This window comes from Chryseobacterium sp. HMWF035 (assembly GCF_003094695.1).
Classification (GTDB): domain Bacteria; phylum Bacteroidota; class Bacteroidia; order Flavobacteriales; family Weeksellaceae; genus Chryseobacterium; species Chryseobacterium gambrini.
The window spans coordinates 159,871-174,093 of sequence record NZ_QEHP01000057.1 but is presented as its reverse complement, the minus strand read 5'-3'; the positions used below and the strand labels follow the sequence as shown (position 1 = coordinate 174,093).

Genomic DNA, 14,223 nt, shown 5'->3' with positions numbered 1-14,223 from the left:
TCATTACCCATAAAACATGCACGAACAATTCAATTTTGCCATAGAAGTTTTGGGAACGATATCATTTTCGATGTCGGGAAGTTTTGCGGCAATGCAGAAACGGCTCGATCCTTTCGGCGTGCTGATTATTGCTTTTGTAACTTCTGTCGGTGGTGGAACCGTGAGAGATCTTCTGCTTGATATTCCGGTTTTCTGGATGCATGATTTGCTTACATGCGCATTGATTATTCTGACCAGTATTTTCACCATGATTTTTAAATCTTTTGAAAAAAACTTTCGGGTTACTTTATTTATTTTTGACAGTTTTGGATTAGGATTGTTTACGATTATCGGCGTTCAGAAGGGTTTAAATGCGGATATCCACCCATTAATCTGTATCGGGTTGGGAACAATTACAGGTTGTTTCGGTGGAATTATCCGGGATATATTGCTCAACAGAATTCCTTTAATTTTCAGGAAAGAAATTTATGCAACCGCCTGTATTGTGGGAGGTTCAGCTTTTTTACTATTGACAAAATTTACGACTTTAACGTATACTATTGTTCAAATTTTCACCATTCTATTAATTGTTTCCATAAGAACTTTAGCCGTGAAATATCATTGGCAGATCCCGAAATTTTATGGGTATGAGAATAACTCTGAGATGTAACTGCCGATTTATTTGGCTGAAGCCGTCAACTTCGCACCCAAAAGCCGGGCTAAAGCCCGTCCCTATTGATAACAAAAAAGCACCTAAAAAATTAGATGCTTTTATTATTTTTACTGCAGTTATTCATTAAAAGAATTTCCCTCTGTTTCTCATATTCGGGTTATGCATATGTTTCTGCATCGTTGGCATTTTCAGTTGCTCCTTCATCATTTTAATCTGGTCGGTCATCATTCCTGCACTGTCTAATCGTTTTGCTTCGTCAAGAAGTTTCTGACCTTCCTGTTTTCTTCCTTTAGAAATTGCTGCTGCTGCAAGATTTAAAGTTGCCATAGCTCTGTCATGCTTCATGTTAAGACCATATTCCAAAGCTTTTTTCATGAAAGGTTCCACTTTTGTAGGATGATCCTGAGCTTGAGTTAATCCCATTAAATAGTGGAAATATCCATACTGGGTTTTATGAAGCTGGTTTTTGTAATCTGTAATATTTTTAAGCCACTCTCCTGCTTTTTCCATATTCTGCTTTCTTAATTGCCAGAAAGCCAAAAGAATATATTCATTTTTAAAGAAAAGCAGAATAGGAGCTCCTGCCAAAAGGAAAACTACAATTCCCCAACCTTTCTCTCTTGTGAAAATAATCATCCATAGTCCTAAAAGAATAAGAACTGCTGCAACTGCAATTTTTATATATTTATTCATTATTAAATTTTAGAAGTGCAAAGATAAGAAATTTAAGATTCAAAGTTTAAGGTTCAGAGTCTAAAGTTTTGTATCGAATTCTGAACTGAGAACTTTAAACATTAAATTCTTTCGAACGTTTGAAAACAGAAATCATACTGGTTTTTTTCGTCTTTTTCATGGCAGATTTCGTCTGTTTTTTTCCAGATCTTCGGATCGATCTTTGGAAAGAAAGTATCTGCTTCAAGATCTGCTTTTACCAAAGTTACTTCCAGTTTATCAACAACATCCATCGTCTGTTCATAAATTTTTCCGCCTCCGATGATGAAAACATCTTCATCTATCTTTTTAGCAAATTTTACGGCTTCTTTAATGCTTCCGACGATTAAAATTCCTTCTTCGAACCAGTCGGTTTTTCTGGACACAACAATATTGGTACGGTTGGGAAGCGGTTTCCCGATACTTTCATATGTCTTTCTTCCCATGATCACCGGATGCCCCGAAGTGATTTCTTTAAAGTGTTTCAGATCTTTCGGAAGATGCCAAAGCAACTGATTTTCAAAACCAATTTCGTTCTTCTCTCCCATTGCCACCACAATTGTTGTCATTAAAATAAATTTTTACAAAATTAGCACATAATTTGTATATTTGGTTAGCACAAAACATATTAAAAAAATTCAAACTATGAAAAATAAAGGTTGTCTGAGCGCAGGAACTATTGGTATCGCTCTACTTATTATTGTCGCAGTTATTTTCTTCTGGGGCAAAAACGGCTACAACAGCTTTGTAGACAAGGAACAGACGGTTAATGCAAAATGGTCTAACGTAGAAACAGTTTATCAGAAAAGAGCAAATCTTATCCCGAATCTTGAAAGAACGGTAAAATCTTATTCCAAATTCGAGCAGGAAACCTTAACGAAAGTTGTTGAAGCACGTTCTAAAGCAACTTCCATTAATATTGATCCTACCAATATGACTGAGCAGGATATTGCTAAATTTCAGGCTGCACAGGGAGAATTATCCGGTGCTTTAAGCAGATTGATGGCAGTGGTGGAATCTTATCCTAATTTAAAAGCAGATCAGCAATACATTAATTTCCAGAGAGAGTATATCGCGATAGAAAACAGCATCAGAACAGAAACTGTTTACTACAATGATGCAGCAAAAGATTATAATGTTTCTATAAAGCAATTCCCGAATAATATTCTGGCGAATTTCACCAACTTTAAAGAAAAACCTTTGTTCAAAGCGGAAGCAGGAGCAGAAAAGGCACCTGAAGTATTCTCAGAATAATGGCAACCAGTTTCTTAACAAATCAGCAGATAGCTTCCCTTGTGGAAGCTATTCAGTCAGCAGAAGAGCATTCTACCGGCGAGATCAGAGTGCATATCGATTCAAATACGGATGAAGACAATGCAAAAATTGCTTTCAAAGTTTTTGAAGAATTGTGCCTGAACAAAACCAAAGAAAGAAATGCGGTGCTTTTTCATGTCAATTTCGAACAGAAATATCTTACCATCATCGGAGATACAGGAATTCATGCAAAAGTAAGCCAATCTTACTGGGATCATCTGCACGACTATATTACGTCTGAATTTGCCAAAGGAAATTATTATCAGGCTTTAAAAAGCGGAATTCTGGAAACCGGTCTGGAACTAAAAAAATATTTTCCTGTAACAGGAGAAAACCACAACGAACTTCCTAATGAAATTACGTTCTCTTAAAATAGTTTTTTCATTTTTGCTGGTATGCTTTTACACTTTTGTATCGGCACAATATACCATTCCCCCAAAACCAGACGTTCTGTATCCTGTTTATGACGATGCCAATCTTCTGAAGCAGGAGGAAAAAGATGCGCTTAATAAAAAACTGATTGCATTTGCAGATTCTACCTCTACAGAGATTGAAGTGGTTATTATTCCTTCCACAAAAGGAGAAGACATTAATTTTCTGGCAACCATGTTTGGCGAGAAATGGGGAATCGGAAAAAAAGATGTAGATAACGGAATTGTTTTCCTTATTGCAACCGAAGACCACACCATGTCTATCCAACAGGGAAGAGCGGTGGAGCAATATTTAACGGCATCTGTTGCAGGACAGATCTTAGACTATATTGTTACCCCCCATTTTAAGCAAGGCGAGTGGTACGAAGGCATTAACGGCGGTACTTCTGCAATTATGGAAGCAGTTCAGGGGAAATTTAAACCTTTGAACAACCGTGAAAGCGGAGATGGAGACGGAAGTATTTTTAAAATTATCATTATTGCATTTGTTATCTTCATCATTATTGCCATCCTTTTCGGAAACAAAGGAGGAGGAAAAGGCGGCGGAAATTATGACGATGACGATGTAATACTTTCCAGAAGAGGTCGCAGAAATTATCCGGGTGGATTTTTCCCTTTTCCGGGCAGCTTTGGCGGCGGTGGATTTGGTGGTGGAAGTTCCGGCGGCGGAGGAGGCGGTTTTGGAGGCTTCGGCGGAGGCGGAAGTTTCGGAGGCGGTGGTGCTTCCGGAGGATGGTAGAATTTTATTCCTGCTTTAAATTTACTCAGTTTTTAAATTGAAATAAACATATACAATAAATAATCGGTCATTTTTTGATCGATTTTTTTTATTATCAGCTTTATAAAATGTTAATACGTTAAAAATCAAAATCATTTATTCCATTTATATCATTAAAAACATCCTTTTTACTATTAAAAAATTATTAAACTACTACAAAACCCTCCTTTACTTCAAAAATTTTTCATTATATTTACGTAAAACAGGTTTATGAAGAAGACGTTGGTAGTTTTTGCGCATCCTTATTTAGAGCACTCAAACTCGAATGCAGAGCTCATTAATTTCTATGTTCGTCATCAGCATTTTACGCTTCGGGATATTTATGAAGAGTATCCTAATTTTCATATTGCCGCTTTCAGGGAAAGAAAAAGAATAAAAAATTACGACCGCTTTATTTTCCAGTTTCCGCTCATCTGGTTCGGAATGCCGCCTTTGTTAAAACTCTGGATTGATGAAGTTTTCGACCGCGACTGGCTTAAAGAAGATCATCACAATCCTTTGGAGGGAAAAGAGGTTTACATTCTGGTAACCACAGGCGGAAAAGAAAGATCGTTCAGCAAGGAAGGAACCTATCAGTTTACCGTAGAGGAGCTGATCAGCGGACTTATCGTATCGCTGAATGTTTTTAAAGCAAACATCAAAAATATCAAAATCGTTTACGAAGCCAACAAGCTCTCAAAAAAAGAAATTATCGTACACAAACAGCAGTTTGTAGAACTTCTCAACCAATAAAAATTTTATGGAAACAAGCTTAGCAATGAACACACTTATTTTCTTAGGCGTAGCCATCATTATGGTTCCGCTGGCGAGAAAATTCGGGCTAAGTTCTGTCATCGGGTATATTGCAGGCGGAATTATCATTGGTCCTTATGTTTTAAAATTAACGGGAAAAGATGTCAACGACATTATGCACGCCAGTGAATTTGGGGTCATCATGCTTTTGTTTTTAGTCGGTCTGGAGCTTGAACCCCGAAAATTCTGGGATATGCGGAAGAAAATTGTCGGACTCGGCTTAACGCAGATGCTTTTAACGATTTCCCTGCTATTTCTCGTATTTATCTGGGCAGGCTGGAAAATCGACAAAGCCATAGCCGTTGCCATGTGTTTTGCGTTATCGTCTACGGCAATTGTGCTGCAGACATTACAGGAAAAAAACAATTTAAAAACATTAGCCGGAGAAGCTTCATTTTCCACGTTGCTGTTTCAGGATATTGCGGTGATTCCTATTTTGGCGATTCTTCCTTTAATTGCCAATTACAAATCCAGACATCACGATAACGAAATTCAGGTACTCATACAGACCCTTCCGGAATGGATGCAGTTCGCGACCGTTATTTTGGGAGTTGTTATTTTAATTTTACTGGGGCGGTATGTTTTTGTTCCTTTTCTAAGATATGTCTCGAAATCCGGTATGTCGGAGCTTTTAACAGCCTCTTCCCTATTTTTGGTCATCGGAGTTTCAGAACTGATGGTTGCTATTGGTTTATCTCCCGCTTTAGGAGCTTTCCTCGCAGGAGTCATGTTGGCTAACAGCGAGTTCCGCCACGAACTGGAAGCACAGATCGATCCCTTCAAAGGATTACTGCTTGCGGTATTTTTTGTAAGTGTGGGTTCCACGATGAATTTTAACGTCATTCAGAAAGATCCTACCTTTATTTTCACCACCGTTTTTGCGGTTTTAGCCATAAAATTCCTTGTTTTATTTCTTATCGGAAAGTTTTTCAAAATAGATACTCCACAAAGCCTGTTTTATGCTTTTGCCCTTTCGCAGGTAGGAGAATTTGCTTTTGTACTGATTAATTATGCTTCAAGTCTGTATCTTTTACCTTCTGAACTGAATGCGCAGATGATGGCTGTAACAGCAATTACCATGTGCATCACGCCGTTTTTATTAATTATTAATGATAAACTTATTACTCCGAGATTCATAAAAGAAGTTCCTGATCCCGATAATGATTTTAATATTCTGGACGGTAATATTCAGCAAAAGAAAATTATCATTGTAGGATTCGGACATTTCGGAAGTACGGTGGGAAGACTTTTAAAAGCCAATAAAATTCCGGCTACGGTTTTGGATCGAGATTCTGACCGTGTGAAATTATTGAGAAGCTACGGTTTTAAGGTGTATTACGGAGATGCCACAAAAATTCCTACCTTACGCGCAGCAGGAATTGAGGATGCCGAAATTCTTGTTCTGTGTCTTGATGATCCCGAAGACAATAAATTTGTTGCCGATATCGTAAGGGAAAATTATCCTCAGGTAAAAATCTTTGTACGTGCCAAAAACAGAATAGATTCTTATGAATATTTAAACAGCGGAATTCATAATATCTACCGTGAAACTCTGGGAACCGCCGTAGATATGGCAGTTGATGTTCTTCATGCAACCGGAATGAGGAAATACGCAGCGAGACGTCTCGGGCAAAGATTCATGACCATCGACAAAGCTTCCATCCGAAAGTTAGCCAAATCGGATCATGATGATGAAATCCATCTTTTTACCACAAAAGAAATCCTCCTGCGAGAGGAGGAATTACTGGCGTATGATAATCTTAATTTTGATAATCAGCAATGGGAAGATTCTTCAAACGACGAAGAGGATGAAGATGAAAATTAATAGCTTACATTTGATTTAAATAAGCAAATCAGTCATCATTTTAACGCTATGACCGCAAAGATTTTATCTCAAACGTTTAATTTTCCGTTCGCAATGGCATTTCATTCAGCAAAGCATTACATTACTGAATAGTTACGCTTCCGCCGCTGCTTTCGTCTTTGGTAATACTGGTAACGTTTCCTTTCTTATAAATCGTAAGACTTCCTCCAGAAGACGCTTCTGCATTGATGGTTGAAGACGCACTGATGTCTACACTTGCACCACTGGAAGATTCTGCTTTCAGATTTTGGATAATAACATCTTTTGCAGAAATACTGCTTCCCGATGAACCACTGATTTTGCCGTTTTTAGATTTTCCGGAAAGATCCACACTTGCAGCGGATGAAGCATCCACATCAAGATCTACCGCCCAGATTTTTCCGTCGAAACTTCCGCTGCTGTCTATGGAAATATTAAATGTATTTGCTTCAAGATCTCCGGAAACCGCTGCAGAACTCGAAACTTCAAGTTCCATTTTATCCTGCACAAATTTATCCTTCACTTTAACGCTGGCTGCAGAATTGGCATTTAATTTTGAAAAATCTTTCGTATAAATTCTCGCAGAAACATTGTGGGTATTCATTACACGGATTCCCGGTTTGTAATGGATATGAAGCTCTCCTCCGTTGTTATCCACCAAAATCTCATCGATAATATTTTTGGGAGCAGAAATTACGACCTTTTCAAAATCAGCTTTTATAATTTCAGCTTCGATTGCCTGTGAAACTTCGATTTCATCGAAATCGCCCGTCACTTCTTTATGACTCATCGGTCCGTTGTCTTTCGTGGTCACCTTTTCCACCCAGTTTTTCTGATCGTTCTCGTTATGATGTCTGTCATTTTTATCGCAAGAAGCCAGAAGTGCAACAACTGAAAAAAGAAAAATAGTCTGTGATTTCATGTTTATTATTTTATGAATTAAGTTTTAAGTATCTTTATACCTTATTAACAACTAATTTATGAAAAATATTACATCGGTATTATTAATTTCTGCATTAGCATTCAACCAATCATGTACAACAATGAAAAACACCGATAGCCAACAGGAAGTTCCAGCTCCGGACGCATCGCTTTCATCGAATCCTTTCATGAAAAAAAGCAAACTTCAGTATGAAGCTCCTGAATTTGACAAAATTAAAAATGAACATTTTAAACCCGCTTTTGATTTTGGCTTGAAACAGCACGACGCTGAAATTTTAAAAATTGCCAACAATTCTGAAGCACCAACGTTTGAAAACACCATCGTAGCTCTGGAAAAAAGCGGTGAAGTTCTGAAAAGAGCAACCATTGTATTCTCTAATCTTACCAGCGCCAATACAAACCCGACTTTACAGGCTCTTGATGAAGAATATGCTCCGATCTTTGCAGCCCATTCTGATAAAATGTATCTGAATGAAAATCTTTATAAAAGAATAAAAGCGATTTCTGAGAATGGCTTAGACGCTGAAAGCAAAAGATTATTACAATATTACAAGCAGAATTTTGAAATCGCAGGAGCGAATCTTTCTTCTGCGGATAAAGAGAAACTAAAGCAGATCAATCAGGAACTGGCTTCACTGTCTACGCAATATTCCAACAAATTGCTTGAAGCGAGAAAGCAAGGTGGCGTTTTCTTTACCGATGCAAAAGAACTTGAAGGACTTTCGGCTGATGAAATTGCTGCGGCAGCTTCTGATGCTAAAAATGCCGGAAAACCGGGACAGTATCTTTTAGCATTACAAAATACAACACAACAACCTCTTTTACAGAATCTTAAAAACAGAGCAACGAGAGAAAAACTCTTCAAAGCATCATGGACAAGAGCCGAAAAAGGGGATGGAAACGATACAAGAGAAACCATTGAAAAATTAGCGAAATTAAGACTGAAAAAAGCTCAGGTTTTAGGTAAAAAAAGTTTCGCAGAATGGAAATTGCAGGATCAGATGGCAAAAACGCCGGAAGCTGCAACAAAATTAATGAATCAGATTGCGACTCCTGCCGTAGAAACGGCAAGACGTGAGGCAAAAGATATTCAGGATCTGATTGATCAGCAGAAAGGAGGTTTCAAGGTTGAACCATGGGACTGGAATTTTTATGCTGAACAGGTAAGAAAGGCAAAATTTGATCTTGATGAAAGTGAAATAAAGCCTTATTTTGAAATTACAACCGTTTTGGAAAAGGGAGTGTTCTTCGCTGCGGAAAAATTCTATGGATTAACTTTCAAAAAGAGAACAGATCTTCCGGTTTATCATCCTGATGTGGTTACGTATGAGGTTTTCGATCATGACGGAAAATCCATTGCCATTTATTATCTGGATTTCTACACGAGGGATTCTAAAAACGGAGGAGCGTGGATGAGCAATTTTGTAGAGCAGTCTTATTTACTGGGAACAAAACCTGTAATTGTAAACTGCTACAATTATCAGAAACCGGCTCCCGGGAAACCTTCTTTAATCAGTTATGATGATGTTTCCACTATTTTCCATGAATTCGGACATTCGATTCACGGGATGTTTGCCAGCCAGAAATATCCTTCCCTTTCCGGAACCAATGTACCGAGAGATTTCGTGGAATTCCCTTCACAGATCAACGAACACTGGGCTTTAGATCCTGTTGTCTTAAAGAACTACGCTTTACATTACGAAACAAAACAGCCCATTCCGCAAACTTTGGTTGATAAAATTAAAAAAGCAGCAACTTTTAATCAGGGTTACATGACCACGGAACTGGTTTCTGCGGCAGAGCTTGATATGGATTGGCATACGGTTACCAATGAAAATCAGTTAATTCCAGTTTTAGATTTCGAAAAAGAATCTTTAGCGAAGCACGGATTTACTTTGGCAACAGTTCCTCCAAGATATCACACGCCTTATTTTGCACACATTTGGGGCGGTGGTTATTCTGCAGGATATTATGCTTATTTATGGTCTGAAACTCTGGATAACGACGCCTGGGAATGGATTTCTAAAAATGGAGGATTGACAAGAGAAAACGGAGACCGCTTCAGAAAATATATTCTGTCTGTAGGAAATTCTGTGGATCTGAATCAGGCATTCAGAGATTTTACAGGACACGATCCGGATATTAAGCCTTTATTGAGAAACAGAGGTTTTATTAAATAAATTTTTAAAAGCATTCAATTTTTTGGATGCTTTTTTTCTTTTTATTTAAACACGAATGACACAAATATTTTTCACTAATAGCTCAATAAAACATTTCGCAGATGACACAGATTTTAAAATTATAAAAGATCAAAATTCTTGAATTCATGGCTAGCAAAAAGTGTAAATTTGTTTCTTAAAATTTAAAACAATGAACTGTCCTTGCTGTTCCGGAAAGACCTACGAAGAATGCTGTAAACCTTATCATACAAAAGAAAAATTTGCACCTACTGCAGAAGCATTGATGCGCTCAAGGTTTTCTGCATTTGCGATTCCGAATGGTAAATATTTAATGGAAACCACTTCGCCGAGTAAAAGGCAGTTTCACAATACAAAAGATTTACAGGAATGGGGAGAAATTAATGAGTGGACAAAACTGGAAATTGTAAATAAGCCTTCCATGAATAAAGTGGAATTCAAGGCTTTTTACACTGATGAAAACGGAGGAAACCATGTTCATCACGAATTATCTACCTTTAAAATGATCCAGAACCGCTGGTTTTATGTAAGCGGTGAATTTTTAGAATAAAAAGTTGATATTATTGGTTGATATCCGCAAAAACGCAAATTTTAGCATACTTTAAGATTTTAAGGCGCAAGGATTTTATCTTCGATAAAATTAACAGTGCCGAATTCTGAACAGCTTTGATTTATTGCACTTTAAAACGTCCCCACAAAAATAAAACTTTGCGTTTTTGTGAAATCCAGAAAATAAAAATGTCCGATTAAAAACCGGACATTCTTTTTATATTTTAGTGAGCTTCGTTTCCGTCTACTCCATGAGCGTGACCGTGAGACAATTCTTCTTCTGTCGCAGGACGTGTGTTTAAAATTTCAACCTGGAAATCTAACGTTTTCCCAGCCATCGGGTGATTAAGATCTGCCACAACAGCTTCCGGAGTTACCTCAACCACAATTGCCTGAAAGTTATTTCCCTGATTGTCTGATAATGGTAAAATTGCTCCTACAGGCGGAATTCCAGCTTCCTGGAACATATCGATCGGCAACTGAGCGATTGCATCTGGTTGTCTTTCGCCATACGCTTCTTCAGGCTGAATAGTAAAATCAGCTTTATCACCAGCTTGTAAGCCGTGGATATTCTGCTCAAATTTTGGAATCATCATTCCTACCCCATACAAAAATGTAAGTGGGTTTTCTGCTGTTGTTTCTTCTACAAGAATTTTACTTCCATCCGGCTCAATAGTATGTAGGATATACTTTACAGCTACAACGTGATTGTTTTCGATTGTCATATTTTATTCTTTTTTCGTGATTTCTTTCACGATTAACGGCACAAAGATACTGTTTTTGAAATCATTGACCGAAGAAATATTTATCTGTCTTTTTTTCTTTCGTTACGTTTTTTTTCTCTCTGTACAAAAAGATATAAACTTTCTACTTTCGCTTTTGCCCAGTCTGTTTTTCTTAAAAATTTCAGAGAAGAGTTAATGCTCGGATTGTCTGTAAAACATCGGATATTGATCTTTTCACCAAGTTTTTCAAAACCGTTATAATATTCTACCAGCTCTTCAAGAATGGCATCTAGTCTTTTTCCGTGCAGAGGATCTTTAGATTGTTGTTCCATGCCGTAAAAGTAGAGAATTTGTATTTTATGACAAATAAATTAATTTTAATGAAAATAAAAAAATTACTGCTTTTAAATAATTTTTCACAAATTATAAATTCAAATTAATAATTTAGTTCAATGAAAAAGCTTTTACCGCATATTATCCTTATTCCGCTGCTTCTTACAATCCCGATTGTTTCTTCTCCGGATTTCGACGGAACGCTTTCGGTTTTCAGGGTTCCTCCATTTCAAAGAGAGTTTATCCGCTTTGTACTGGTTATTATTTTCTTTTATTTAAATCTTAAAATCTTTCTTCCAAAATATTACCGAAGAAAAAAATATTTCCTTTTCTCACTTTTTGTCCTCTTCTGTTTTGGGGGTATGGTTTTTCTTCCTACTCATATTTCTCCGGAAAATCTGTTTCCGGAAGTATATCCGAAAATACAGATGAGTCCTCCTGAAATGTCTGATCCAAATGGAAATCCCCCCAAACCTCCAATGAATGGAGAGGCTCCATTTCGCAATTTTGCTCCTAAAAGAAATGACGGCACTTATCATCAGATGATATTTTCTTCTCTATTGCCGTTTCTTTTTTCTTTTTTATCCTCATTCTTTATTTACAGGAGCAATGAGAAAAAGGAACTGGAAAGATTGAAGGCTAAAGCTGAACTGTTGAATTTAAAATATCAGCTGCAGCCTCATTTTCTGTTTAATATTTTGAATTCTATCTATTCTCTGGCTTTGTTAAAATCTGACGATACGCCTGAAGGAATTTTAAAGCTTTCCAACGTGATGCGTTATGTGGTACAGGAAAGCAGCAAAGATTTTGTGGAATTAAGTCAGGAAATTGACTATATAAAAGACTATATTTCTTTACAACTTATAAGAACCGACAGCAGTCTGGATTTTTCCTACACGGAGATCGGAGAAATGAAAGGACTGAGAATTGCGCCGTTCATTTTGGTTAATTTTGTAGAAAATTCATTTAAATATGGCTTCAATGCGGAAAAAAATTCCAAAATTTCTGTAAAAGCCGTTGTTCAGGAAGGTATTTTAAATTTTAATGTATTCAATAATATCGTGAACGAAAATATAACGAATGAAAGCAGCCTGAAAGTGGGACTGAAAAATACGATTGAACATTTGCAACAGATTTATGGGGAAAAACAAAACCTTGTTATAACCAGCAACGGAAAGACATACGATGTGGATCTAAAAATTAATTTAATCTGATACATGATGATAAAAGCCATTGCACTGGATGATGAGATTCTGGCTCTTAAAATTATTGAGAATTATGCCGGAAAAATTGAAAATCTTTCTCTGGAAAAGACTTTCAATATACAAAGCGATGCCCAGAAACATCTCAATAAATATCCTGTTGACCTTATTTTTTTAGATATTGAAATGCCTTCCAAAAACGGAATGGATTTTTATAAAAGTATTTCTCAGAATACAAAAGTTATTTTTACCACGGCTTATTCTGAATATGCGGTGGATGCTTTCAGTATCAATGCAGTAGATTATCTATTAAAACCTTTTTCGTTTGAACGATTTAAAGCGGCTGTGGAAAAAGTAAAAATAAATAATGAATCTGCCGATGTAAAATATCTTTCTATCCGTGCAGATTATAAACTTCACAAAATTAACTTTGATGATATTATTTTGATCGAAGGTTTAGACGATTACATTCAGATCCATCTTGCAGATCATTCCAAGATTACCGCACGCTCTTCCATGAAAAATATTCTGGAAAAACTTTCAGAAAAAGATTTTGTGAGGGTGCACCGTTCTTATATTGTTCCCGTAAAACTTATTAAAACGATTGTGAACCGCAATATTCACATTGGGGAATTTATCATTCCGATTGGGGAAACATTTAAAGGCGTGGTAATGGAGATTGTGAATAAATAATTTTAATTCATCTCTAAAACCACCCCATCAAAAATTCTTCGAATTTTTGCTATACCGAATTTCTATTTGGTAATTCTACTTCACTTTTATCATATTATTCTTAATATTTCTTAAAAAAAATCCATTTACCGACACATTTTTGCTGTTTACCTCATAAATTTCATAAGCTGTTTTTTTCAAAATACATTTGTTACAGGAAATTAAAGAATGACATTGAAATCATTCAAATAGTAACCTTAAAAAAACATATTATGAAAACAATAGACAGAAAAGGTTTTTTAAAAACTCTTGGTTTGGCAGGTGTTACCGCAGTGGCAGCTCCTATTTTGATACGTTGCGGAAGTGATGACGATATCACAGATACCACAACAGGTTCATCTTCAGGTTCAGGATCTTCCTCCGGATCATCTTCATCGGCATGTTCTGTTACCAACTCGGAGACTGAAGGACCTTTTCCTACAAAATCACCTTCTACACTTGTACAGACTAATATCGTAGGAGACAGAACAGGTGTTCCGTTCACAATTACAATTACCATTCAGAATACCAATGCAAGCTGTGCCAATCTTCAGGGAGCTATTGTTGATATCTGGCATTGCGACAAAGACGGAAACTATTCTGAGTACGGAGGAACGACGATGCAGACTGCCGATTACACGTCTTACCATTTCCTTAGAGGAAGACAGACAACCGATGCCAACGGAAAAGTTTCTTTCACAAGTATATTTCCGGGATGGTACCAGAGTAGAGCCACCCATATTCATGTTCACATTTACAATTCTGCAGGGCAGTCTCTTCTGGTAACGCAGATTGCATTTCCTGAAGGCAGCGACAGCGCAGTGGTTCAGGTAGCTTCAAGTACAGGATATAAAGGAATGAGCGGATATACTTATAATGCAAGTGATAATGTATTCAGCGATGGAACATCTAATGAAATGTCTACGATTACTGGAAGTGTAAGTGCAGGTTATGCTCTTACCCATACAATAAAAGTTTCGGCTTAAAAATAAAAAAGAGGTTGTTTACTATTAGTTTATTAGTTTTCCACTAAAGCACAGAT

Annotated in this window: 16 protein-coding genes; 11 read left to right on the top strand and 5 right to left on the bottom strand. The window is 36.8% G+C overall.

The window, feature by feature from the left end; genetic code table 11:
• Positions 1 to 16 precede the first annotated feature (16 nt).
• Complete coding sequence (locus DD829_RS10190) at positions 17 to 649, top strand: trimeric intracellular cation channel family protein (protein ID WP_076393091.1); 633 nt, start codon at positions 17 to 19, stop codon at positions 647 to 649.
• A 126-nt stretch (positions 650 to 775) separates the two neighbouring features.
• Here the strand turns inward: DD829_RS10190 and DD829_RS10185 are convergent, their stop codons facing one another.
• Together DD829_RS10185 and DD829_RS10180 are read right to left on the bottom strand one after the other, a co-directional pair.
• Positions 776 to 1,345 carry a hypothetical protein gene (locus DD829_RS10185; RefSeq protein ID WP_076393095.1) on the bottom strand — a complete coding sequence of 190 codons (570 nt, stop codon included), beginning with the start codon at positions 1,343 to 1,345 and terminating at the stop codon, positions 776 to 778.
• 101 nt (positions 1,346 to 1,446) lie between these two features.
• A complete protein-coding gene (locus DD829_RS10180; protein WP_116547703.1) occupies positions 1,447 to 1,932 on the bottom strand; it encodes a dihydrofolate reductase in 486 nt (161 codons plus the stop codon).
• 76 nt (positions 1,933 to 2,008) lie between these two features.
• On the opposite strand from DD829_RS10180, the gene DD829_RS10175 reads away from it, so the two are divergent.
• From DD829_RS10175 to DD829_RS10155, 5 genes are all read left to right on the top strand, one after another.
• Positions 2,009 to 2,617: a LemA family protein gene (locus DD829_RS10175; protein WP_087705775.1), complete on the top strand. Its 609-nt coding sequence runs from the start codon at positions 2,009 to 2,011 to the stop codon at positions 2,615 to 2,617.
• Positions 2,617 to 3,048: a TPM domain-containing protein gene (locus DD829_RS10170; RefSeq protein ID WP_087705773.1), complete on the top strand. Its 432-nt coding sequence runs from the start codon at positions 2,617 to 2,619 to the stop codon at positions 3,046 to 3,048. The genes DD829_RS10175 and DD829_RS10170 overlap by 1 nt, the downstream gene beginning before the upstream one ends.
• On the top strand, positions 3,029 to 3,847 hold the full coding sequence (locus DD829_RS10165; protein WP_076393103.1) for a TPM domain-containing protein: 819 nt from the start codon (positions 3,029 to 3,031) through the stop codon (positions 3,845 to 3,847). Before DD829_RS10170 ends, DD829_RS10165 begins: the two co-directional genes overlap by 20 nt.
• A gap of 249 nt (positions 3,848 to 4,096) precedes the next feature.
• Positions 4,097 to 4,618, top strand: coding sequence for an NAD(P)H-dependent oxidoreductase (locus DD829_RS10160; RefSeq protein WP_076393105.1), 522 nt, complete (start codon positions 4,097 to 4,099; stop codon positions 4,616 to 4,618).
• A gap of 7 nt (positions 4,619 to 4,625) precedes the next feature.
• A complete protein-coding gene (locus DD829_RS10155) occupies positions 4,626 to 6,503 on the top strand; it encodes a monovalent cation:proton antiporter-2 (CPA2) family protein (protein WP_116547702.1) in 1,878 nt (625 codons plus the stop codon).
• A 121-nt stretch (positions 6,504 to 6,624) separates the two neighbouring features.
• Here the strand turns inward: DD829_RS10155 and DD829_RS10150 are convergent, their stop codons facing one another.
• Positions 6,625 to 7,443, bottom strand: coding sequence for a GIN domain-containing protein (locus tag DD829_RS10150; RefSeq protein WP_108409721.1), 819 nt, complete (start codon positions 7,441 to 7,443; stop codon positions 6,625 to 6,627).
• A gap of 58 nt (positions 7,444 to 7,501) precedes the next feature.
• On the opposite strand from DD829_RS10150, the gene DD829_RS10145 reads away from it, so the two are divergent.
• Together DD829_RS10145 and DD829_RS10140 are read left to right on the top strand one after the other, a co-directional pair.
• The gene (locus DD829_RS10145; RefSeq protein ID WP_108409722.1) at positions 7,502 to 9,643 is read left to right on the top strand and encodes a M3 family metallopeptidase; all 2,142 of its coding nucleotides are present in this window, start codon (positions 7,502 to 7,504) and stop codon (positions 9,641 to 9,643) included.
• Positions 9,644 to 9,833: 190 nt separating this feature from the next.
• Complete coding sequence (locus DD829_RS10140) at positions 9,834 to 10,211, top strand: YchJ family protein (protein WP_108409723.1); 378 nt, start codon at positions 9,834 to 9,836, stop codon at positions 10,209 to 10,211.
• Between the two features lie 223 nt (positions 10,212 to 10,434).
• On the opposite strand, the gene DD829_RS10135 is transcribed toward DD829_RS10140, so the two are convergent.
• Positions 10,435 to 10,935: a peptidylprolyl isomerase gene (locus DD829_RS10135; protein ID WP_076396709.1), complete on the bottom strand. Its 501-nt coding sequence runs from the start codon at positions 10,933 to 10,935 to the stop codon at positions 10,435 to 10,437.
• An 80-nt stretch (positions 10,936 to 11,015) separates the two neighbouring features.
• Positions 11,016 to 11,267, bottom strand: a complete 252-nt coding sequence (locus DD829_RS10130; RefSeq protein ID WP_108409724.1) for a VF530 family DNA-binding protein — start codon at positions 11,265 to 11,267, stop codon at positions 11,016 to 11,018.
• 120 nt (positions 11,268 to 11,387) lie between these two features.
• Between DD829_RS10130 and DD829_RS10125 the strand changes: the two genes are divergently transcribed.
• The 3 genes from DD829_RS10125 (at position 11,388) to DD829_RS10115 (ending at position 14,167) form a co-directional block, all read left to right on the top strand.
• Positions 11,388 to 12,482, top strand: coding sequence for a sensor histidine kinase (locus DD829_RS10125; protein WP_108408663.1), 1,095 nt, complete (start codon positions 11,388 to 11,390; stop codon positions 12,480 to 12,482).
• Positions 12,483 to 12,485: 3 nt separating this feature from the next.
• Positions 12,486 to 13,163 (top strand): LytR/AlgR family response regulator transcription factor, encoded by a 678-nt coding sequence (locus DD829_RS10120; protein WP_228408163.1) that lies wholly within the window; start codon positions 12,486 to 12,488, stop codon positions 13,161 to 13,163.
• A gap of 251 nt (positions 13,164 to 13,414) precedes the next feature.
• The gene (locus DD829_RS10115; RefSeq protein ID WP_228408162.1) at positions 13,415 to 14,167 is read left to right on the top strand and encodes an intradiol ring-cleavage dioxygenase; all 753 of its coding nucleotides are present in this window, start codon (positions 13,415 to 13,417) and stop codon (positions 14,165 to 14,167) included.
• Positions 14,168 to 14,223 lie beyond the last annotated feature (56 nt).

Excerpts from the sequence above, each read along its gene's own strand:
- DD829_RS10190 (WP_076393091.1), top strand. The coding sequence starts at position 17 with ATGCACGAACAATTCAATTTTGCCATAGAAGTTTTGGGAACGATATCA.
- DD829_RS10185 (WP_076393095.1), bottom strand. The coding sequence starts at position 1,345 with ATGAATAAATATATAAAAATTGCAGTTGCAGCAGTTCTTATTCTTTTA.
- DD829_RS10180 (WP_116547703.1), bottom strand. The coding sequence starts at position 1,932 with ATGACAACAATTGTGGTGGCAATGGGAGAGAAGAACGAAATTGGTTTT.
- DD829_RS10175 (WP_087705775.1), top strand. The coding sequence starts at position 2,009 with ATGAAAAATAAAGGTTGTCTGAGCGCAGGAACTATTGGTATCGCTCTA.
- DD829_RS10170 (WP_087705773.1), top strand. The coding sequence starts at position 2,617 with ATGGCAACCAGTTTCTTAACAAATCAGCAGATAGCTTCCCTTGTGGAA.
- DD829_RS10165 (WP_076393103.1), top strand. The coding sequence starts at position 3,029 with ATGAAATTACGTTCTCTTAAAATAGTTTTTTCATTTTTGCTGGTATGC.
- DD829_RS10160 (WP_076393105.1), top strand. The coding sequence starts at position 4,097 with ATGAAGAAGACGTTGGTAGTTTTTGCGCATCCTTATTTAGAGCACTCA.
- DD829_RS10155 (WP_116547702.1), top strand. The coding sequence starts at position 4,626 with ATGGAAACAAGCTTAGCAATGAACACACTTATTTTCTTAGGCGTAGCC.
- DD829_RS10150 (WP_108409721.1), bottom strand. The coding sequence starts at position 7,443 with ATGAAATCACAGACTATTTTTCTTTTTTCAGTTGTTGCACTTCTGGCT.
- DD829_RS10145 (WP_108409722.1), top strand. The coding sequence starts at position 7,502 with ATGAAAAATATTACATCGGTATTATTAATTTCTGCATTAGCATTCAAC.
- DD829_RS10140 (WP_108409723.1), top strand. The coding sequence starts at position 9,834 with ATGAACTGTCCTTGCTGTTCCGGAAAGACCTACGAAGAATGCTGTAAA.
- DD829_RS10135 (WP_076396709.1), bottom strand. The coding sequence starts at position 10,935 with ATGACAATCGAAAACAATCACGTTGTAGCTGTAAAGTATATCCTACAT.
- DD829_RS10130 (WP_108409724.1), bottom strand. The coding sequence starts at position 11,267 with ATGGAACAACAATCTAAAGATCCTCTGCACGGAAAAAGACTAGATGCC.
- DD829_RS10125 (WP_108408663.1), top strand. The coding sequence starts at position 11,388 with ATGAAAAAGCTTTTACCGCATATTATCCTTATTCCGCTGCTTCTTACA.
- DD829_RS10120 (WP_228408163.1), top strand. The coding sequence starts at position 12,486 with ATGATGATAAAAGCCATTGCACTGGATGATGAGATTCTGGCTCTTAAA.
- DD829_RS10115 (WP_228408162.1), top strand. The coding sequence starts at position 13,415 with ATGAAAACAATAGACAGAAAAGGTTTTTTAAAAACTCTTGGTTTGGCA.